Annotated in this window: 16 protein-coding genes; 8 read left to right on the forward strand and 8 right to left on the reverse strand. The window is 71.0% G+C overall.

What is annotated here, in order from left to right; translation table 11 throughout:
* The 3 genes from PV396_RS34390 to PV396_RS34400 all read left to right on the forward strand — a co-directional run.
* Nucleotides 1–652: cbb3-type cytochrome c oxidase subunit I (locus tag PV396_RS34390; protein WP_319211407.1), on the forward strand; the 652-nt coding region annotated here is incomplete at its 5' end.
* Nucleotides 649–1,008 carry a hypothetical protein gene (locus PV396_RS34395; RefSeq protein ID WP_319211408.1) on the forward strand — a complete coding sequence of 120 codons (360 nt, stop codon included), beginning with the start codon at nucleotides 649–651 and terminating at the stop codon, nucleotides 1,006–1,008. The genes PV396_RS34390 and PV396_RS34395, both read left to right, overlap by 4 nt.
* 113 nt (nucleotides 1,009–1,121) lie before the next feature.
* On the forward strand, nucleotides 1,122–2,297 hold the full coding sequence (locus PV396_RS34400) for a glycosyltransferase (protein WP_319211677.1): 1,176 nt from the start codon (nucleotides 1,122–1,124) through the stop codon (nucleotides 2,295–2,297).
* A gap of 507 nt (nucleotides 2,298–2,804) precedes the next feature.
* On the opposite strand, the gene PV396_RS34405 is transcribed toward PV396_RS34400, so the two are convergent.
* Complete coding sequence (locus tag PV396_RS34405) at nucleotides 2,805–3,527, reverse strand: TetR/AcrR family transcriptional regulator (RefSeq protein ID WP_319211410.1); 723 nt, start codon at nucleotides 3,525–3,527, stop codon at nucleotides 2,805–2,807.
* 203 nt (nucleotides 3,528–3,730) lie between these two features.
* Here PV396_RS34405 and PV396_RS34410 point away from each other — a divergent pair, with 203 nt between their 5' ends.
* Nucleotides 3,731–4,996 (forward strand): YncE family protein, encoded by a 1,266-nt coding sequence (locus tag PV396_RS34410; RefSeq protein ID WP_319211412.1) that lies wholly within the window; start codon nucleotides 3,731–3,733, stop codon nucleotides 4,994–4,996.
* A gap of 48 nt (nucleotides 4,997–5,044) precedes the next feature.
* On the opposite strand, the gene PV396_RS34415 is transcribed toward PV396_RS34410, so the two are convergent.
* The gene (locus tag PV396_RS34415; RefSeq protein WP_319211414.1) at nucleotides 5,045–6,907 is read right to left on the reverse strand and encodes a cellulase family glycosylhydrolase; all 1,863 of its coding nucleotides are present in this window, start codon (nucleotides 6,905–6,907) and stop codon (nucleotides 5,045–5,047) included.
* A 114-nt stretch (nucleotides 6,908–7,021) separates the two neighbouring features.
* Here PV396_RS34415 and PV396_RS34420 point away from each other — a divergent pair, with 114 nt between their 5' ends.
* Complete coding sequence (locus PV396_RS34420) at nucleotides 7,022–8,140, forward strand: XdhC family protein (protein WP_319211416.1); 1,119 nt, start codon at nucleotides 7,022–7,024, stop codon at nucleotides 8,138–8,140.
* Here the strand turns inward: PV396_RS34420 and PV396_RS34425 are convergent.
* Nucleotides 8,131–8,640, reverse strand: coding sequence for a metallophosphoesterase (locus PV396_RS34425; RefSeq protein WP_319211418.1), 510 nt, complete (start codon nucleotides 8,638–8,640; stop codon nucleotides 8,131–8,133). The genes PV396_RS34420 and PV396_RS34425 overlap by 10 nt on opposite strands.
* Before the next feature lie 228 nt (nucleotides 8,641–8,868).
* Here PV396_RS34425 and PV396_RS34430 point away from each other — a divergent pair, with 228 nt between their 5' ends.
* Nucleotides 8,869–10,845: a glycosyltransferase family 2 protein gene (locus PV396_RS34430; RefSeq protein WP_319211420.1), complete on the forward strand. Its 1,977-nt coding sequence runs from the start codon at nucleotides 8,869–8,871 to the stop codon at nucleotides 10,843–10,845.
* Between the two features lie 4 nt (nucleotides 10,846–10,849).
* The gene (rfbC, locus tag PV396_RS34435; RefSeq protein WP_319211422.1) at nucleotides 10,850–11,449 is read left to right on the forward strand and encodes a dTDP-4-dehydrorhamnose 3,5-epimerase; all 600 of its coding nucleotides are present in this window, start codon (nucleotides 10,850–10,852) and stop codon (nucleotides 11,447–11,449) included.
* 88 nt (nucleotides 11,450–11,537) lie between these two features.
* Here the strand turns inward: rfbC and PV396_RS34440 are convergent, their stop codons facing one another.
* The 5 genes from PV396_RS34440 to PV396_RS34460 form a co-directional block, all read right to left on the reverse strand.
* Complete coding sequence (locus tag PV396_RS34440; protein WP_319211424.1) at nucleotides 11,538–12,341, reverse strand: class I SAM-dependent methyltransferase; 804 nt, start codon at nucleotides 12,339–12,341, stop codon at nucleotides 11,538–11,540.
* On the reverse strand, nucleotides 12,338–13,213 hold the full coding sequence (gene rfbD, locus PV396_RS34445) for a dTDP-4-dehydrorhamnose reductase (protein WP_319211426.1): 876 nt from the start codon (nucleotides 13,211–13,213) through the stop codon (nucleotides 12,338–12,340). Before rfbD ends, PV396_RS34440 begins: the two co-directional genes overlap by 4 nt.
* Complete coding sequence (gene rfbB, locus PV396_RS34450) at nucleotides 13,210–14,202, reverse strand: dTDP-glucose 4,6-dehydratase (RefSeq protein ID WP_319211428.1); 993 nt, start codon at nucleotides 14,200–14,202, stop codon at nucleotides 13,210–13,212. The genes rfbD and rfbB overlap by 4 nt, the downstream gene beginning before the upstream one ends.
* The gene (locus PV396_RS34455) at nucleotides 14,199–15,266 is read right to left on the reverse strand and encodes a glucose-1-phosphate thymidylyltransferase (protein WP_319211430.1); all 1,068 of its coding nucleotides are present in this window, start codon (nucleotides 15,264–15,266) and stop codon (nucleotides 14,199–14,201) included. The genes rfbB and PV396_RS34455 overlap by 4 nt, the downstream gene beginning before the upstream one ends.
* Nucleotides 15,267–15,347: 81 nt before the next feature.
* A complete protein-coding gene (locus PV396_RS34460; protein WP_319211432.1) occupies nucleotides 15,348–17,837 on the reverse strand; it encodes a SpoIIE family protein phosphatase in 2,490 nt (829 codons plus the stop codon).
* A 141-nt stretch (nucleotides 17,838–17,978) separates the two neighbouring features.
* Here PV396_RS34460 and lanKC point away from each other — a divergent pair, with 141 nt between their 5' ends.
* The gene (lanKC, locus tag PV396_RS34465; protein WP_319211679.1) at nucleotides 17,979–20,621 is read left to right on the forward strand and encodes a class III lanthionine synthetase LanKC; all 2,643 of its coding nucleotides are present in this window, start codon (nucleotides 17,979–17,981) and stop codon (nucleotides 20,619–20,621) included.
* The last annotated feature ends 23 nt before the right edge of the window (nucleotides 20,622–20,644 follow it).

Below are 20,644 nucleotides of genomic sequence, written 5' to 3' on the forward strand. Positions count from 1 at the left end.
CTTCAACTGGATCGGCACCATGTGGAAGGGGTCGCTGAGCTTCGAGACCCCGATGCTCTGGGCCACCGGCTTCCTGATCACCTTCACCTTCGGTGGTCTCACCGGCGTGATGCTGGCCTCACCGCCGATCGACTTCCATGTGTCCGACACGTATTTCGTCGTCGCCCACTTCCACTACGTCGTCTTCGGCACGGTCGTGTTCGCGATGTTCTCCGGCTTCCACTTCTGGTGGCCGAAGATGACCGGCAAAATGCTCGACGAGCGCCTCGGCAAGATCACGTTCTGGACGCTGTTCATCGGCTTCCACGGCACCTTCCTCGTCCAGCACTGGCTGGGCGCCGGGGGCATGGTGCGCCGCATCCCCGACTACCTCGCGGTCGAGGGGCTCACCACCCTGAACACGATCTCGACGATCAGCTCGTTCCTGCTGGGCCTGTCCGTGCTGCCGTTCCTCTACAACGTGTGGAAGACCGCGAAGTACGGCAAGAAGGTCGAGGTCGACGACCCGTGGGGCTACGGCCGCTCGCTCGAGTGGGCCACATCCTGCCCGCCCCCGCGCCACAACTTCCTCACCCTGCCGAGGATCCGCAGCGAGTCCCCGGCGTTCGACCTCCATCACCCCGCCCAACAGCAGGAGTTGACCCGACAGTGACCACGAGGGACGACGACGGCCAGGTGGATGTGACGACCCTGGTCAACGAGATCCAGGGCCACCTGCTCATCGCGGCGACCCGCCAGGAGGGACAGGAGGCCGCTGCCCGCTTCACCGCCCGCCTCGACTGGCTGACGAGCGGGCAACGAGCCGAACTGGAAAGGCAGTTCGCGGCGGAGCACCTCGCTCTCGCCGGCGCCTCCTGGCAACGCACCGCGGCCCGGAGCGCGGAGTTGCGGGCCGAGTACGAGGCGAGGTACCGCCGCTTGAAGAGGCGACTGACGGCGGCGTGTCTGACGTTCGCGGCGACAACCGCACCACTGCTGGTGCTCGTCCTCGCACCACTGCGCCGCTAGGGGGTGTCGTCCGCGGGAGGGACGGTTCGCTGTTGCGGGACGACGGGGGCTGGGCGCGCCGTTCCCCGCGCCCCTTGCGGGACGCCATACTGGCCCCCGTGCGTGTAGCGATCATGACGGCAGGCTCGCGGGGTGATGTGGCCCCCTTCACCGGGCTCGGGCACGGGCTGGCCCGTGCCGGGCACGAGGTCACCCTGGTCACGCACGGCTGCTTCGAGCCGCTGGTGGCAGGGGCCGGGGTCGGGTTCCACGCCCTGCCCGTGGACCCCAGGGCGGAGCTGGAGTCGGCGCGCGGGCGCGGGCTGCATCGCAGCGCGACCGGGGCGGGGAAGCTGCTGCGGGTGGTCGAGATGGCTCGGCGGCTCGTCGGGCGGATGACCGACGATCTGCTGGCCGCCGCGCGCGCGAACGACGTACTGCTGCTGTCCAGTTCGCTGGGCCCGCTGGGGCACACGATCGCGGAGGGGTTGCGACTGCCGAGCATGGGCGTGTACCTGCAACCCCTCGCCCCGACAAGGGAGTTCGGGCCGCCCGTTCTCGGCGGACGGTCCTGGGGCGCGGCGGGCAACCGGCTCGCCGGGAACGGGGTGAGCATGGCCGTCGAGCAGATCTTCGCCTCGACCGTGCCGGCCGTACGGGCCCGGCTGGGCCTCCCTCACCACACCCCGGGCGCCGCGCGCCGCGCCCGGGAGCGCCAGGGCTGGCCGGTGCTGCACGGCTTCAGCCCGCTGGTGGTGCCCCGGCCCCGGGACTGGCGCCCGGGGCTCGACATCTGCGGCTACTGGTGGCCGTACGACACTCAGCCCCAACTGCCGCCCGAGGTCGAGGAGTTCCTGGCCTCGGGGCCTCCGCCCGTCTTCGTGGGGGCTCTGCGGCAGGCCAGGCTGCGTGGGGTGATCCAGCGGGGCTGGGGTGAGCTGTCAGCGGACGGCGACGACATGCTGACCGTCGGCGAGGTGGCGCACTCCGCGCTGTTCCCGCGCATGGCCGCAGTGGTCCACCACTGCGGCGCGGGCACGACCGCCGCCGGCCTGCGGGCCGGGGTACCGGCGGTGCCGGTCCCGATCCAGTTCGACGAGGGTTTCTGGGCATCCCGCCTGGTCTCCCTGGGTGTGGCACCCCGGACAATCCCCCTACGCAGACTGACGACCACCTCACTGGCCGCGGCACTACTACAGGCGACCAGTGACCCCTCTTACGGGGAGCGGGCGCGTGCTCTCGCGGCCCGCATCGGCGCGGAGGACGGTGTCGGACTGGTACTGGAGTCATTGCACAGGTTGTCCGACTGACCCCAACCTCACCGCCCCCACCCGGGGGACCGGGCACCCCCCCCTGAACCCCGGACACCCAGGGCGCCACAGCGCCCCCGGCGTTCCGATCCCCCGATCCCCCGGGCCCCCGGGCCCCCGGGCCCCCGGGCCCCTCAGCGCCCGCAGCGTTCCCGGCACCCGCAGCGCCTTCACTGCCCCCCTACACCGGCACCCCGCCGCTCGCGGCACTCCGACATCCTGAGCGTCCGCGCCGCATTCAGCACCCTCGACATCCCCGGCACCCTCGACATCCCCGGCACCCCGGCACCCCGGCACCCCGGCACCCCGGCACCCCGGCACCCCGGCACCCCGGCACCCCGGCACCCCGGCACCCCGGCACCCACAGGGTGGCCGCACCGCCTCAGCCCCGCCGCGCCACCCTCACCGTCCTGCGGCACCCCCGACCACACCCCGCACCCCGCACGGGCACTCGCAACACTCGGCACCCGGGCACCCTCAGCCAGCACCCCGGCACTTACAACGGCCTCAGCGCGCCACCGCATCCCCCGCGCGCGCAGCGCCCCCGCCCCCGTCCTCTCCGCTTCCCCCCGCGCCCGGTGGCAGCCAACCCGCCGGGCGGAGGATGCCCAGCAGCATGCGGACCAGTTCGTCCACCACCTCGTCCAGCGTGGCGTCCACCCACCCCGCGCTCCAGTCGTGGAGCAGGCCGTTGACGCTGCCGATGAACGCGGTCGCGGCGAGCCGGTAGTCGCGCGGCGCCGCCTCTCCGCGGGCCACCGCGGCCTCCGCCTCCGTGCAGATGAGGTTCACCCAGCGGGAGCGGCGGGCGAGGCGCTGTTCCTCCAGGCGGGCGCTGACGCCGATGATCTCGACGAAGGTCATCCGGATGCGGCGCGGGTCGGCGGTGACGTTGGCGGCATAGCCGCGGAAGATCGCGGCGGCTCGTTCGGCGAGGGGCAGACCCTCCGCGGCGGCCAGCGCGGCGAGTGCCGCCTCCTCCGCCCAGTCGTTGACCTGGAGGTGCAGGGCGGCCAGTACGTCCTCGAGGGTGCGGAACTCCTCGTAGAACTGCCGGGTCGACAGGCCCGCCGCCTCACTGAGCGCGGCGACGGTCGTCGAGCGGTAGCCCGGCGTGTCGCCGAACAGCTGGAGCGCGGCGTCCAGGAATCTGCGACGCCGCTCGCTCTGCCGTTCCTCGGCCGTCTTGCCCGCGTATCGGCCGGTAGGCGCCCTGAGTCTGCCCGCCAATGAACCCTCCTCCGTCGGTCCGGGGGCCAAGTTTGTCTTGCACGCAGTCTTGTGGAGAAGGGCACCCCCTCCTTACTTTCCAGTAAGTCCAATCTGAACGTGACCGTGTTCAGTTTCCTGACCGCAGCCATGTTCTCCCTTTTACCCCACATGTCATGCACCCGCCACACCCGTCTGTCCCACTCCCGGAGGGGAGAGCACTCATGTCTGCTTCCAGTTCCAGGCACCTCTGTGCCATGGCCGCCGCCCTCGTCCTGACCGTCACCGCCCCCGCGACCGCCGCCGTCGCGGCCACCGACGCCGACGGCGCGACCGCCGCGAGCCTGCGCGAGGTGATGTTCGTCGGCAACAACTGGGAAGGCACCGCGGACGTCATCAAGTCGAGCGGCGACTTCGCCAAGATCGGCCGGATCAACGTCGTACCGGACAAGGCGGCGCGGATTGCCGCGATCAACGCCGACCCGATCAAGTGGATCTACTACATGGCCATCCGCAACGGAGTCGGCGAGGGCCACGACCAGTTGGTGGACGACATGTACTCCACCCCGGACGGCAAGTCGGTGGTCGTGTCCCGGCCCAGCTTCGCCGACGTCGTGTCGATCAACCTCGCCACCGGGGCGATCAACTGGCGTTTCCCGGTGTCGGGTTACCGTTCCGACCACATGGCGGTCTCCCCCGACGGCACTCAGGTCGCGGTCTCCGCCTCGATCTCCAACACCGTGCACGTGCTGAACATCAACACCGGTGCGCAGATCGGCTCGTTCAAGACCGGGGACAAGCCGCACGAGAACATCTACACCAAGGACGGCAAGTACATCTGGAACATGTCCATCGGGGACGTCAACACCAATCAGGACGCTCCGTGGCAGGACTTCACGAAGGGCGACCGGAAGATCACGGTCGTTGACGCGGCCACCTTCAAGCAGGTGAAGGTGATCGACATGCGCGACCGGCTGAACGCGATCGGCCTCAACGACTACTCGGACGCCGTCCGCCCGGCCGCCTTCTCCCCCGACGAGTCGAAGCTCTACTTCCAGGTCTCGTTCTTCAACGGCTTCTTCGAGTACGACGTCGCCACCGACAAGATCACCCGGACCAAGACCCTGCCGAAGAACCCGGCGACCAGCGACGACCGCACCACGTTCGTCAACGACTCCCGCCACCACGGCATCTCGATGAAGCCGGACGGTACGAAGCTGTGCGTCGCCGGCACGATGGACGACTACGCGACGGTCGTGGACCGCGCGACCCTCCAGGAGGGCCCGCTCGTCCCCGCCTCGAAGCCCTACTGGGCCACGGTGAGCGGCGACGGCAAGTCCTGCATGATCTCCGAGAGCGGTGCCGACCAGGTCACGGCCATCGACTTCGCCACCGGGCAGAAGACGGTGTCCGTGCCGGTCGGCGACCACCCCCAGCGCGTCCGCCTCGGCCATGTCGAGGCGGACTGGACTGGCCCGGCGACCAACTGACCTGTTCTTTCAGGCCAGTCGACCGCCGGTTGACTGTCGGTCGATCGCTCAGCTGAATTCCTGCGCGGCCCACGAGGCCAGTTCGGTCCGCGCGGCGTTCAGCAGGGTCGCCGAGGGAGCCGTCGCCCCGTTGGTCACCAGCGCGTAGTGCAGGACTCCCGAGTCCGGCGCGGTGAGCAGCAGGCGGCGGCTTCCCGTGTTCCCGGGGTCGGTGCCCGCCGCGACCGGCGTCGTACTGGTGTAGGCCGGCGGGCCGTACACCGTGCCGAGGTCGGAGACGACCGTGGTCGTGGCGGTCGGGAAGGACGCCGGCAGATGGAGCTCGGTCGGCGCCGAGATGCCCTTCGACCGCCACACCAGCACCGAGTACTGCCCCGAGCCCACCAGCTGGGACACGTTCGGCATCGAACTCGGCACCGGGTTCCAGGTCAGGGTCGTCGACCCGTCCCGGGAGCGGTCCTCATAGGTGAAGGCGAGCGTCGTCCCGGCCGTGGCGCCCGGGTAGACGCGGTCCAGCATCCGGGCGTCCTGGCGCAGCACCGCCGTACCGGAGTCGTCGAGGCGTACGGCGGACAGGTCCTCGTCGTTCCAGGCGTCAGCGGCGGTGATCACCTTGTCGGGGTTGTCGTTCATCAGTTCGTGGTGGCGGCCGTTGTAGATGTCCCACTGCCACTGGCTGCCGGACAGCACCGGCCCGGAGCCGCTCGCGTTCGTCCACCAGCCCGCCCCCTTCACCCGGGAGTCGAGGGCCTGGTACATCGCCTTGAGGACCGTCGGCGCCTTGTCGGAGACGTTGCCGTTCAGCGGGTGGCCGAACTCGCTGACGATTCCCGTCGTTCCGGTGGCGGCGGCCCGGTCGCGGACGGTGCCGAAGTCGTTGACGTACTGCCCGTCACCGGCCTTGCCCCACATGAAGACGCCGGAGATCGCCTTCTGGTCGTAGAAGTGGGTGTTGAAGACGTAGCGCGGGCCGATGTTCCCGGCGTCGAGCAGTCCGCCCTCCTGCTTCTGGAAGTCGAGGTTGGCGTTCCAGAACATGTTCGGTTCCACGAAGGCGGGCTTGTCCTGCCAGCCCGCCGCGTCCATCCGCGACCGGAACTTCACGAAGAACGGCCACAGGACGTCCTTCTCCCAGGCCCGGCTGGTCTGGCCCGAGTCGTAGTTGCCCGCGTGCGGTTCGTTGTACGGGTCGAAGCCGACGACACCGCTGAACTGGGCGCTCGTCAGGTTCTGCTTGAGGTACGTCATCGTCTTCTGGGCGGTGTCGAGGAAGGAGTCCTGGATCCCGTAGGCGTTGTGCCAGAAGTCGTACGTCCCGTTGCGCACGGCCGCGTTCGACGTGATGTTCTGCCCCCAGAGGAGGCAGATCCCGCAGGACTCGTCCGGGTAGTTGCCGAGGTCGACGGCCCACTTGGGGGCGCCGTCGCCGGTGTACCAGCTGTCCGGGTCGAAGAGCCAGCGGGAGTAGAGGTCCTGGTGGAAGTCGGGGTAGACGCGGATGCCGGCGTCCAGGAAGGCACCCATCTGGGCGGTGGCGGCGGCCAGATAGGCGCTGTCCACCGTCCCCCGGACGGGCTCCGCGTACGCCCAGGAGAGCAGGAAGCGGACACTGTTGCCGCCGCCGAGCGCTCGCAGGGCCGTCGCCGACTTTTTGGCGTCGGCGACGGAGGCGAAGGGCAGTCCGTTGTTCTCCTTGAGCTTGGTCTCACCGGAGACGTTGTAGCCGCGGAGAACGACCTCGCGGCCCAGAGCGTCGGTGAACCGGCCGTTCTGGACGGTGAGGGTGGAGGAAGCGGGAGAGTCGAACCAGAGGGTGTCGGCCCGAGCGGGCTGGGAGCCGACAGTGGTCAGGAAACCCGTGACCAAGACCAGTACGCCGAGCAGTGGCACACGTGACTTCGACATGTGCATTACAGTCCCGCGCGCACCAGGAGCCGTCAATAGAAACTGACTCCTGAGTAATCTTCAGCTTTTGAGGCTCATGGTCGATCATGGGGTCACATGGGGCGACAAAAGGAGCGGATCGTGCGAGACATCCTCCCCGCGCTCGGACGGTGGTACGCGGCGGGCGAACCGTTCGGGCTCGCCACCGTCGTCTCGGTGAGCCGCAGCGCGCCTCGTGCCCCCGGGGCCGCGATGGCCGTGGGGCCCGGCGACGAGGTGGTGGGCAGTGTGTCCGGGGGATGCGTCGAGGGCGCGGTGTTCGAACTGGCCCAGGAGGTCGTGGCGAGCGGCGAGGCCCGTCTGGAGACCTTCGGCTACAGCGACGAGGACGCCTTCGCGGTGGGGCTGACCTGCGGCGGCGAGATCACCCTCCTCGTACGGCCGGTGACGCCGGCCCTCGATCCGTCCTTCGCGGCGGTCGCGCGGACAGTGGCGGCCGGCCATCCGGTGACCGTGGCCACCGTGACCGACGGCCCGGCGGCGCGCGGCGCCACCCTCGCCGTCTGGCCCGACCGGGTGTCGGGCACGCTCGGCACGACGGGCCTCGACGTGGCCGTCACCGCCGACGCACACGGTGAACTCGCCCTGGGTACAACGGGGTTGCGGCACTACGGACCCCACGGGGAGCGGCGTGAGGACGCCGTCACGGTCTTCCTGCACTCGTTCGCGCCCCCGCCCCGCATGCTCGTCTTCGGCGCCATCGACTACGCCGCCGCCGTGGCCCGGATCGGCGCCTTCCTCGGATACCGGGTCACCGTCTGCGACGCCCGCCCGGTCTTCGCCACGCCGAAGCGCTTCCCCGAGGGCGTCGACGTGGTCGCCGACTGGCCGCACCGCTATCTGCGCGGCACGGACACCGACGAGCGCACGGTGATCTGCGTCCTGACCCACGATCCGAAGTTCGACGTACCGCTGCTGGAGGAGGCGCTGCGCCGGCCCGCCGCGTACATCGGGGCGATGGGCAGCCGGCGCACCCACGACGACCGTCGGCGACGCCTGACGGAGGCCGGCCTCACCACGCCCGAGCTGGCCCGGCTGCGCTCCCCCATCGGCCTCGACCTCGGCGCCCGTACGCCGGAGGAGGTGGCGGTGTCCGTGGCCGCCGAGATCGTCGCCCTGCGCTGGGGAGGCAGCGGGGCGGCGCTGACGGCGACGGGCGGCGCCATCCATCCGCCGGACGAGGGCCGGGGTCAGGCCTGACGGGGAGGCAGCCGGTGCAGCACCACGTCGGTCAGTCGCCCGCCGTCCGTCACCGTGGCCGTCATGTACGTGCAGTGCGGCTGGCGGCGCCGGTCCGTCGGTGAGCCGGGGTTCAGCAGCCGCAGGCCGGTGTCGGCGGCGCTGTCCCACGGGATGTGGCTGTGGCCGAACACCAGGACGTCCACGTCGGGGAAGCGGGCGGCACAGCGGGCCTCTCGGCCCTGGGCGGGACCCGTCTCGTGGACGACCGCGAAGCGGAGGCCGCCGAGGTCGGCGTAGGCCACCTCGGGGAGTCTGGCGCGCAGGTCGGGGCCGTCGTTGTTGCCGTACACGGCGACGAGGCGGCGGGAGCGGGTCTCTACGAGGTCGAGGGTTGCTGTGTCGACCCAGTCGCCGGCGTGGAGGACGACGTCGGCGCGTGGGAGTTCGGTGAGGAGTGCCTCCGGCAGGTGTTTGGCGCGTTTGGGGAGGTGGGTGTCGGAGAGGAGCAGTAGGTGCACGGTCGTGAGCGTAGGCGCGCTTGCGGGGTGCCGCTGTTTGTCGTCTTGCGGGTGCGGCGCCGTTGGGGCTGGTCGCGCAGTTCCCCGCGCCCCTCGGGGGCGCCGGCGCGCCCCTCGGACGCCACGCCCCGGCAGGTCGTTGAGACCCTCGGCCGGTTAGTATCAGGCAGCCCGGACCGTGTCGTTGCGGAGACGGGGAACAGAGGTGAAGAGGGGGCTTTCAGCCGCATGCCGGTCAAGGTCAGCGTCATCGTTCCGGTGTACAACCCGGGGCCCTACATCCAGGACTGCGTCGCGTCGCTGCTCCGGCAGTCGCTGCCCGCCGACGAGTACGAAGTGATCTTCGTCGACGACGGTTCCACCGACGACACCCCGGCCCTGCTGGACGAGCTCGCCATCGCGGACGATCGTTTCCAGGTCATCCACCAGGAGAACTCGGGCTGGTCGGGCAAGCCGCGCAACGTCGGTATCGAGGCCTCGCGGGGCGAGTTCGTGATGTTCGTCGACAACGACGACTACCTCGGCGACGAAGCCCTCGAGCGGATGTACGAGTACGGCGTGGCCAACGGCGCCGATGTGATCGTCGGCAAGATGGCCGGCAAGGGCCGACCGGTGCCGGTCGAGCTGTTCCGGCGCAACCACCCCAAGGCCACTGTCGAGAACGCCCCGCTGATCGACAGCCTCACCCCGCACAAGATGCTCCGCCGCGCCTTCCTCGACCGCATCGGCCTGCGCTTCCCCGAGGGCCGGCGGCGTCTCGAGGACCACGTCTTCGTCACCGAGGCGTATCTGCGCGCGGACAACGTCTCCGTGCTCAGCGACTACGTCTGCTACTACCACGTCAAGCGCGAGGACGCCTCGAACGCGGGTTTCCAGCGCTTCGACCCGGTCGGCTACTTCCGCAACCTGCGCGAGGCCCTCGACGTCGTCGAGCGGTACACCGAGCCGGGCGCGGTGCGCGACCGTCTCTACCGGCGCTGGCTGCGCAACGAGATGGTCGAGCGCATGCGGAGCAACCGGCTCCTCAAGCTGCCGGAGGACTATCGCAGGGAGATGTTCGACGAGATCCGCGGCGTCGTCGTCGAGCGCTTCGGCCCGGGCGTCGCGAACGGCATGCAGGAGGCGCAGCGGATCGTGGCGGCGCTGATCGCCGCCGACCGTCTCGACGACGTGGTGGCGTTCGCGGAGTGGGAGGCGTCGCTCGCCCCCTCCGCCACTCCGCAGAGCGTGGAGTGGCGGGACGGGGTCCTGCATGTCGGCTTCACCGCCGAGTTCACCTCGCGCGGCAAGCCCATGGCGTTCCCCGCCGAGGACGACAGCGACGGCGCCGACCTGGACGGCACGCCCACCGACGCCGACGACGCGATCGCCCGGGTGGGCGCGTCCACGGTCGCCCGGTTCGGGAGCGCGACGGCGGACTTCCTGGTGCGTGAGCGGTCCACCGCCGCCCAGTTCTTCCAGCCGGTGGAGCTGACCCGTGAGACCCTCCCGGCCGACGAGGACGGGCAGGTGCGGCTGGTGCTGCGCGGCACGGCCACCGTCGACCCCGGCACGGCGGCGGGCGGCGTCCCGCTCGGCGGCGGGCTGTTCGACGTGTTCGTCCGGATCAAGCTGGGCGGCTGGACCCGTGAGTGCCGGCTCGGCCCGGTGAAGCTGGACCCCCGTCCGGTGCCGCCGGCCGGTGTGGTCGCCGGTCGTGTGGTCCTGCCGTACTGGACCGCCAAGCAGGCCACCCTCTCCCTGGACGTCGACCGCGCCGTCAAGGGCGTGGGCCTGGGCCGTCTGAAGCCGGACGATGTCACCGTCACGGGTGACCGGCTGCGCGTGGCGTTGCCCCTGCACGTTTCCGGCGACACCAAGACGCTGCTGCGACTGACCTCGTCGGCCTCCGCCACGCCCGTGGAGGTGGCCGGCACGCTGTCCGGCGCCCCCGACGGTGCCCGCGCGTTCGTCGACGCGACGCTGCCCTCCGGCACGGTGGCCGACGGGACGTGGAAGCCCGAGCTGTGCCTGGCCCCGGAGGCCGACGAGCCGCGCTTCCTGGCGATGTCCGTCGGTCTCAGCGCCAAGGGCGGTCGCCTTCAGGTCGTACGGCCCGCCAAGCCGGCCGGGCCCAGCCGCGGTCAGAAGCTGGTCCGCAAGGTGCGGCGCACCCTGGGGAAGATCGCGCGCAAGGCCGGGCTGCGACGCGGAAACGGAGCCTGACAGCATGCGAGCACTGGACATCGAAGGCGCCTGGGTACTGGAGCCGAAGATCTTCCCGGACGACCGGGGTACCTTCCACGAGTGGTACCGGGGCGAGGAGTTCCGCGAGGCCACCGGTTACGACCTCTCCCTCGCCCAGGCGAACTGCTCGGTCTCGCGCCGGGGCGTCGTGCGCGGGGTGCACTTCTCCGACGTACCGCCGAGCCAGGCCAAGTACGTGACGTGCGTGCGCGGCGCGGTGCTGGACGTCGTGGTGGACATCCGGGTCGGCTCACCCACGTACGGGCGGTGGGAGGCCGTGCGGCTCGACGACGAGACCCGGCACGCCGTGTTCCTCGCGGAGGGGCTCGGGCACGCCTTCATGGCGCTCACCGACGACGCCACCGTGGTCTACCTGTGCTCGACCGGCTATGCGCCGGGGCGTGAGCACGGGGTGAATCCGCTCGACCCGGAGCTGGGCATCGCCTGGCCCGAGGGCATCGAGCCGGTGCTGTCGGAGAAGGACGCCGAGGCGCCGACCCTGGCGGAGGCGGAGGCGGCCGGGCTGCTGCCGTCCTACGAGGCGTGCACGGCGTACTACGCGGGACTGCGCGACAACCGGTAACTCCGTACGAGATGAGTGACCAACAAAAAAGGCCTGCGGCCCGGGAGCTGATCAGCTTCCGGGCCGCAGGCCTTCGGTCGTTTCCGCGTCAGCGGGTGGTGCTCAGCGGTTGCAGGCTGCGCCGCAGCTGCTCCAGGCCCTTGCCGCGCTTGGTGCCCCGGTTGCGGGACCTGACGAGCGGGGCCCAGAAGCCGGCCTCGATGAGGGTCTCCGGCTTGATGGCGGGTGTCCGCTCCAGGACGCTCTCGGGGACCTTCTGCGGGTCCGGGACCTCGAACTCCGCGATGATCTCGTCGTAGTTGTCCTTCAGGACCGTGTTGTCGGGGTCGGCGCCGAAGACGATGAGCTGTCCGGTGGGCGCCGTGTCGACGAGGACCGTGACCAGGTCGGGGCGGTACCGGGTGAGGATCTCGATCAGCTTGTAGACGTCACCGGTCCAGGCGTTGGTGTGCCGGTCGCGGGCCGCCTCGTCGATGCTGCGCGGCAGCATGTCGTCGAGGACGATGACGCTGGCCCAGTCCGAGTACTTCTCCACGTTGATGAAGTCGCGCAGCGCGTACTCGAACAGGTGCATGCCGTCGATGAACGACAGGTCGAGCGTGGTGCGCTGCCAGTAACCGAACGGGCTGCGGTTGCGGGCCAGGTTGCGCAGCGGGTGCCGGCCGCCCGTGAGGTGGGAGAGGGGGTTCTGCCGGGCGAAGAAGTCGTCGCTGGTGGCCTTCGCGAGATGGACGTCGGCGCGGATCTCCGAGACCACCTTGAACGCGGGGTCGATCGCGATGCTCGGTACCCGGGACAGGGTCAGGCTTCGGCCGTCGTTGACGCCGATCTCCAGGTAGTTCCTGTTCGCGCTGACCTTGTGGAGCTCCCGGAGGAACTCATGGCGTTTCACGAGGAAATCTCCTTGCGGATGTGAGGCAGTGCTTCGTGCAGGGCGGTACGCCAGTCGCGGAGCGGTCGCAGACCGGTCTGCTGCCAGCGGCTGTGGCCGAGGGCGCTGTACGCGGGCCGGGGTGCGGGGCGGGTGAAGGCCGCGCTGGTGGTGGGGTGTACCCGGTCCGGGTCGGCGTCGACGAGGCGGAACACCTCACGCGCCAGCTCGAACCAGGTGGTCTCGCCGGAGTTGGTGGCGTGGAGGACACCACTGGCCCCGGAACCGACCAGGGGTCCGAGGTCGGCGATCAGTCCGGCGACGTCGGCGCTCCAGGTGGGCTGGCCGCGTTGGTCGTCGACCACGTCGAGGGTGTCCCGACGTGCCTCCAGGCCGATCATCGTAGCCACGAAGTTGCCGCCGTGGGCGCCGTACAGCCAGGCCGTGCGCAGGACGACGCCCGTGTCCGGGAGCGTGGCCAGGACGGCCTGTTCACCGGCGAGTTTGGTGCGGCCGTACGCGGTGCGCGGGGCCGGGGTGTGGTCCTCGGGGTACGGGGTCTCGCGGGCCTCGCCGTCGAAGACGTAGTCGGTCGACACATGGATCAGCCGGGCGCCGTGTTCGGCGCAGGCCTGGGCGAGCAGCCGGGGTCCGACGCCGTTGACGCGCAGCGCCGTCTCCTCGTCGGTCTCGGCGTCGTCGACGGCGGTGTACGCGGCGCAGTTGACGACCAGGTCGGGCTCGTGCTCGGTGAAGACGCGGCGCACGTCGTCGGGGTCGGTGATGTCCAGGGCGGTGCGGGCCAGGCCCACGACGTTCTCACCGCGCCTGAGGAGTTCCTCGACGGTGTCGCGGCCGAGCATGCCGGCGGCGCCGGTCACCAGCCACTTCATCCCTTGGCCTGCTTCTCGTCGGTGCCGACGCGCCGCTTGAGGGGCTCCCACCAGGCGCGGTTGTCGCGGTACCAGGCGACGGTCGCGGCGAGTCCGGCGGCGAAGTCGTGGCGCGGGGTGTAGCCCAGCTCGTCGTGGAGCTTGCTCCAGTCGACGGAGTAGCGCAGGTCGTGGCCCTTGCGGTCCTCGACGTACTCCACGCTGTCCCAGTCGGCTCCGCAGGCCTCCAGAAGGAGCCCGGTGAGTTCCTTGTTGCTCAACTCCGTGCCGCCGCCGATGTTGTAGACCTCGCCGGGCCGCCCGCCGGTGCGCACCAGGTCGATGCCCTGGCAGTGGTCGTCGACGTGCAGCCAGTCGCGGACGTTGAGGCCCTCGCCGTACAGCGGGACCTTCTTGCCGTCCAGCAGGTTGGTGACGAAGAGGGGGATGACCTTCTCGGGGAACTGGTGCGGCCCGTAGTTGTTGGAGCAGCGGGTGACGCGCACGTCCAGGCCGTGGGTGCGGTGGTAGGCGAGGGCGAGCAGGTCCGAGGACGCCTTCGAGGCCGAGTAGGGCGAGTTGGGGGCCAGCGGGTGGTCCTCCGGCCAGGAACCCGACTCGATCGAGCCGTACACCTCGTCGGTGGAGACGTGTACGAACGGGCCGACGCCGTGGCGCAGCGCCGCGTCCAGCAGCACCTGGGTGCCGACGACGTTGGTGCGCACGAAGTCGGCGGCACCGTCGATCGAGCGGTCCACATGGGACTCGGCGGCGAAGTGGACCACCTGGTCGGCCTCGGCCATCAGCTTGTCGACGAGGTCGGCGTCGCAGATGTCGCCCTGGACGAACTTCAGCCGGGGGTGTTCGGCCGGGAGGTTGTCCAGGGTGCCCGCGTACGTGAGCTTGTCCAGCACGGTGATCCGGGGCGCGTCGGGCGCGTCGGACGCGAGGAGGTTGCGGACGTACATGGAGCCGATGAAGCCGGCGGCGCCGGTGACGAGGAGGTTCATGAGTGGATCTGCACCTTGCTGTGGTCTCCGAGGACGAGTCGGTGGGCGCTGGGAACACTGGGGGCCGGGGTCACCTCGACATGCCTGCCGATGAGCGAGGACTCGATACGGCCCACCCCGGCGATGGAGGAGTCCCGCAGCACGATGGAGAACTCCAGCTCGCTGTCGGTGATCCGGCAGTTCTCCGCGACGGAGGTGAACGGCCCCACGTACGAGTCGCTGACGACCGTACCGGCACCGATGACGACGGGTCCGACGATGCGTGAGCGGCTGATGCTCGCGCCCTCCTCGATCACCACCCGCCCTATGGTCTCGGACGCGGTGTCCACGTCGCCGTCGATCCGCCGCTCGAGGCCCTCCAGGACCATGCGGTTGACCTCCAGCATGTCGGTGACGTTCCCCGTGTCCTTCCAGTAGCCCTTGATGAGCGTGGATCGTACGTCGGACCGGGCGTCGATGAGGTACTGGATGGCGTGGGTGATCTCCAACTCGCCGCGCCGGGATGGGCTGATGGAGCGTACGGCGTCGTGGATCGCCGGGGTGAAGAGGTACACGCCGACGAGGGCGAGGTCGCTCTTGGGGTGTTCGGGTTTCTCCTCCAGGCCGATCACCTGGCCGGCCTCGTCGAGTTCGGCGACGCCGAAGGAGCGGGGGTCGGGGACCTGGGTGAGCAGGATCTGGGCGTCGGGGCGCAGCCGGCGGAACTCGTCGACGAGGTCGCTGATGCCGCCGACGATGAAGTTGTCGCCGAGGTACATGACGAAGTCGTCGTCGCCGAGGAAGTCCCGCGCGATCAGCACCGCGTGGGCCAGGCCCAGGGGCCGTTCCTGGGGGATGTAGGTGACCTTCAGGCCGAACCTCGACCCGTCGCCGACCGCTTCCTCGATCTCGGGCGCGGTGTCACCGACGATCATGCCGACCTCGGTGATGCCCGCGTCGGCGAGGGATTCCAGGCCGTAGAACAGCACGGCTTTGTTGGCCACGGGTACGAGCTGCTTCGCCGAGGTATGGGTGATCGGCCGAAGCCGCGTGCCGGCGCCACCGGAGAGCACGAGAGCCTTCATCCGTTCACCCTAGCTTCGATTTCCCAGGACGTAATATCCGGTGCCTCAGAGTGACCGGCGCGGGGGCCCGCCGGGCGGTCCTCACGGCTCCAGCACGATCTCGCTCCACACCTGTTTGCCGCCGCTGACGGGGACGGTTCCCCAGGCCGCCGACATGGCCTCGACGAGGAGCATGCCGCGGCCTCCGGTGGCCTCCCAGCCGAGGTTCGTCGGTTTGATGGGTGTGCGGGGCGAGTTGTCGGCGACGGCGACGCGCAGTCGGCCGTTGAAGACGGTGAGGTCGAGACGGACCTGGCCGTCGGTGTGCACGAGGGCGTTGGTGACCAGCTCGGAGACGACGAGGAGCACGGTGTCCATGTTCTCCTGGAGCCCGGCCTCGCCCGCGCCGCCCCAGGTGCGCAGGGTGCGCCGGGTGAAACGGCGGGCGTGCCGGACGGCCTCGGGCACCCGCCACACGGTCCAGCTCTCGCGCAGCGGGCGCCGTTCCATGGCGTCGTAGCGCAGCAGGAGCAGGGCGACGTCGTCGTTGCGGTTGGCGTCCGCGAGGAGGGCGTCGGCGACCAGGCCGAGGTGGGCGGGGTCGGCGGCGGCCAGGTTGGCCGCGAGGGCGTCGAGGCCGTCCTCGACGTCGATCTCCGCGGACTCGACGAGGCCGTCCGTCGTGAGGGCGAGCAGGGTGCCGGGCTGGAGGCGGATCAGGCCCATCGGATAGTCGGCCCGGGCCTGTACGCCGAGCGGCGGGCCCACCTCGGACTCGGTGATCTCGGTGCTGCCGTCGGGGTTGCGGACGACCGGGGGGATGTGACCGGCGCGGACGTACCAGGCGGTGCCCTCCTCCATGTCGACCTCGACGTAGCAGCAGGTGGCGAAGAGGTCGGTCTCCATGTCGACGAGGAGGCGGTTGGCGTGGGAGACGACGACGTCCGGCGGATGGCCCTCGACGGCGTAGGCGCGCAGGGCGGTGCGCATCTGGCCCATGAGGGTGGCGGCGCCCGCGTTGTGGCCCTGGACATCGCCGATGACGAGGGCCACGTGGTTGTCGGGCAGCGGGATCACGTCGTACCAGTCGCCGCCGACCTCGAGGCCCTCGGTGGTCGGGAGGTAGCGGGCCTCGGCGACCCCGCCGGGGAGCTTGGGCAGGCGGCGGGGCAGCAGTGTGCGCTGGAGCATGCCGACGAGTTCGTGTTCGGCGTCGAAGGCGTGGGCACGTGTCAGGGCCTGGCCCGCGAGGCCGGCGGCGGCGGTGAGCAGGGCTCGTTCGTCGGTGCCGAACTCGTGCGGGTTGTCCCAGCCGATCAGGCAGAGGCCGGCCATCCGGCCCCCGGCGGGCAGTGGGAGCACGGCGAGGCCACCGGGTCCGACACCCTCGAGGGCGGGTTCGGTCTCGGTGCCGGCGGGCCAGATGGCGGCGCGGCCCTCACGCAGGGCGGCGGCCAGCGTGGGCATGGAGCGGACGGGCGACTCGGGCCACTCGGAGCGCCATTCGAGCCGCCACGACTCGGGCCAGGACTCGGCTTCGGGTGGGTCGAGGACGGTGACGACGAGCCGGTCGTTCTCCAGCTCGGCCAGGGCGATCCGGTCGGCCCGCAGCGGCTTGCGCAGCGCGGTGACGACGGCCTGGCTGACGTCGCGTACGGTCCCGGCGGTGGCCAGGGCGGCGGCGAGGCGCTGGACGCGGGCCACGTCGGTGACGCCGGAGCGCAGCGTGGAGGCGTCGCCCACCGTGCCCACCAGCCGGGCCGGGCGGCCCTCCGCGACGGTCTCGAGCCGTCCGCGCAGCCGCAGCCACCTCGGCGGGCCCGCGGGCTGGACGACCCGGAACTCCAGCTCGCGGTCGCCGATGGACATGTGGTCGGCCTCGACGACGGACATCAGTGAGGGCAGGTCCTCGGGCACGGTGAGGCCGAGCAGGGTCTCCACCTTGCCGTCGAAGTCGGCGCGGTCGAGTGCGAACAGGTGAAGGAGTTCGTCGCCGACCTCGACGTGTCCGCTGTCCATGGCGAGGCTGAAGGCGTTGTCCGACAGCTCACCGACCAGCTCACCGACGTCCGAGGCGGTGGGCGGGGCGGGCCAGGCTACGGCGTCGGCGAACAGTTCCAGGCAGTCGCGGGCGTCCTCGTCGAAGCCGCCAGGACACTCGGTCACCACGAGCAGACAGCCGCCGTCACCGACCGCCGCCCCGGCGCGGACGGGCAGTGCGGCCATATGGACGGCACCGGCGGGCAGCCGCCTGGACTCGGCGCAGTCGACGAGTTCGTCCGGGCCGAGCCATACGGGCGTTCCGGTGCGGTGGGCGTCGGCGGCGGGCGATCCGGCGGCCACCGGATAGCTGTCGCGCAGGCCGTACAGGGTGCGGGGCACGCCGGCCGACTCGACGAGACACAGCACGTCACCGGTGTCGCCCGGGGTGTAGACGGCACAGACGGTCGCGCCGGTGAAGACGAGTGTCTGTTCGAGGATCCGGCGGAGGCGTTCGCGGGGGTCGAGATCGGCGGTGAGCGACTTGAGGGCAAGTTCGGCACGCGCCGTTGTCGCTGCGCGTCCCGCGTCCTCACTGACCACGTTCGTCATTACAGCGCGTATGGGGCTCGGGCGCAGCCCCTGGCGTTCCAGGTCGTCCATGCGTTCCGCACGGTCGTCTCGTGACAGCCGTGACTGTCGGGCCCCGGGGGCGGGCTGGAAGGCTCGGTGCCAGACATCGAGGAGGTGGGCATGGACCAGCGGTACGAGGTGTACGCGCTCGCCGACCGGCACTTCTACGAGACGCCCGACCGGTTGTCCGCACCGGGCGAGGCCGCTCCCCTGTTCGAGACGGCCGGCCGTGCGGTGCCGGAGGGCTGGCGGGCGGACCGGATCGGCGACTGGCTGACGCTGACGCCGCTCGGGGCGGACGGTGACCCACTGCCCGGCCCGACCCAGGGCTGGAAGGTGCACGCCTCGGCCACCCGGGCGAACGCCGAGCGGATCGCCGAGGCCGTGTGGGAGTACTGCGTGCCGCGCGGCATCCCGTTCAAGTTCCTGCCGGGCCCGCATCTGCTGCATCTGCGCAACACCAAGTACGCGGGCCGGGACGGCAGCGGCAAGTTCGTGACGGTCTACCCGGCCGACGAGGACCAGCTGCACCAGGTGCTGACCGAGCTGGGCGCGCTCCTCGAGGGCTGCGAGGGGCCGTACATCCTCACCGATCTGCGCTGGCAGGACGGCCCGCTGTATGTGCGTTACGGGGCGTTCGCGCGCTCCTTCGTCGTCGACGAGCGCGGCTCGCTCGTGCCGGCGGTGCGGGACGGTGAGGGGCGGCTGGTGCCGGACCGGCGGGCGCCCTCCTTCCAGGTCCCGGAGTGGGTGCGGCTGCCCGCGTTCCTGGAGGCGCAGCTCGCGGCCCGCAACGCGACGACGGTCGCCGACCTGCCGTACCGCATCGAGAAGGCACTGCATTTCTCCAACGGCGGCGGCGTGTACGTGGGCACCGACACCCGCGACGGGCGCCGGGTCGTCCTCAAGGAGGGGCGGCCGCACGCGGGACTGGCGGCCGACGGCGCCGACGCGGTCACCCGGCTGGAGCGTGAACGTGCCGCGCTGGAGCGGGTTGCGGGGCTGGGGTCGGTGCCACAGGTGCGTGACTGGTTCACACTCGGGGACCACCGTTTCCTCGTCATGGACTTCGTCGAGGGACGTCCCCTCAACTCCTTCTTCGCCGAACGCCACCCGCTGCTCACCCACGATCCGGATCCGGCGGCGGTGGCCGCGTACACGCGCTGGGCGCTGCGTATCCACCGGATGGTCGAGGAAGCCCTCGACGCGGTGCACGCGCGCGGGATCGTCTTCAACGACCTGCACATCTTCAACATCATGGTCGCGCCCGACGAGGAGTCGGTGTCCCTGGTCGACTTCGAGGCGGCGGCGCCCGTCGAGGAGCGGGGCCGCCAGGTCGTCGCCCACCCCGGGTTCTTCGCCCCGCCCGACCGCAGGGGCACGGACGTCGACCGGTACGCGCTGGCGTGTCTGCGGCTCGCGCTGTTCATGCCCCTGACCACCCTGTTCGTGGTGGACCGCGGCAAGGCGGCGCAGCTGGCCGAGGTGATCGCCGGGCAGTTCCCGGACGTACCGGAGGAGTTCCTGGCCGAGGCGGTCGCCGAGATCACCCGTGACGTGTCCGCGCGGGGGCCGGCCCATCGCGTGCCCTCGCCGCCCGCCGCTCCGGTCGAACCCGGCGACTGGCCCCACAGCCGCGACTCGATGGTGAAGGCGATCCTCGCCTCCGCGACCCCTGACCGCGACGACCGGCTCTTCCCCGGCGACATCACCCAGTTCTCCGACGGCGGCGGACTCGGCCTCGCGCACGGCGCGGCCGGGGTGCTGTACGCGCTCTCCCAGACCGGCGCCGAGCGGTACGAGGAGGGCGAACGCTGGCTGCTGGCCCACACCGACCCGGTGCCGGTGGGCACGCCGCTTGGCCTGTACGACGGTCTCGCGGGCGTCGCCCATGTCCTCGACCTGCTCGGGCACCGCGCGCGAGCGCTCGACCTGATCGACCTGGTCCTGCGCGAGAAGTGGCACAAGCTCTCCTCGGACCTGCGCGGCGGCCTCGCCGGTCTCGGCCTGGTCCTCGGGCGCCTGGCGCACACGACCGGCGAGAAGGAGCTGGCCGCACGGGCCCAGGACGTCACGGACATCCTGGTGGGCCGACTGGCCGAACCGCTCCCGGAGCCGCCGAAACGGCGCGCGGGACTGCTGCGGGGCGCGAGCGGGCCCGCGCTGCTGTTCCTCCGCCAGTACGAGGTGACGGGCGACCCGGCGCTGCTCGACGCGGCCGGCACGGCGCTGCGCCGGGACCTGGACGGCTGTGTCGTCCAGCGGGGCGGCGGGCTCGAGGTCGACGAGGGGTGGCGGACGATGCCGTACCTCGCGGAGGGCAGCGTGGGCATCGGCCTGGTCCTCGACGACTACCTGACGCTCGGCGCGTCCGGGGCGCGCTCGCAGACCCACGCCGACCGGCGCGAGGAATTCGAGCGGGCCCGGGACCGGATCCTGACCTCCGCGACCTCGCGCTTCTACGCGCAGCCCGGTCTGTTCCAGGGCCGGGCGGGCATGATCCTGCACCTCGCCCGCACCGGCGCCCCCGAGGCGCGGCTGCGGGAGCAGATCACGGGGCTCGGCTGGTACGCGATGTCGTACCAGGGCCAACTGGCCTTCCCCGGGCACCAGATGATGAGGCTCTCCATGGACCTGGGCACCGGAACGGCGGGCTGTCTGCTCGCGCTCGGCGCGGCCCTCCACGAGACGGCCCCCGCCGCTCTGCCCTTCCTCCCGCCGCTGCGGCGGCCCCATGACGCGGCTCCGACCGAGGAGTCGTGACGCGACACCCGTCCCCACAGGAA

This window comes from Streptomyces sp. ME02-8801-2C (assembly GCF_033793965.1).
Lineage (GTDB): Bacteria > Actinomycetota > Actinomycetes > Streptomycetales > Streptomycetaceae > Streptomyces.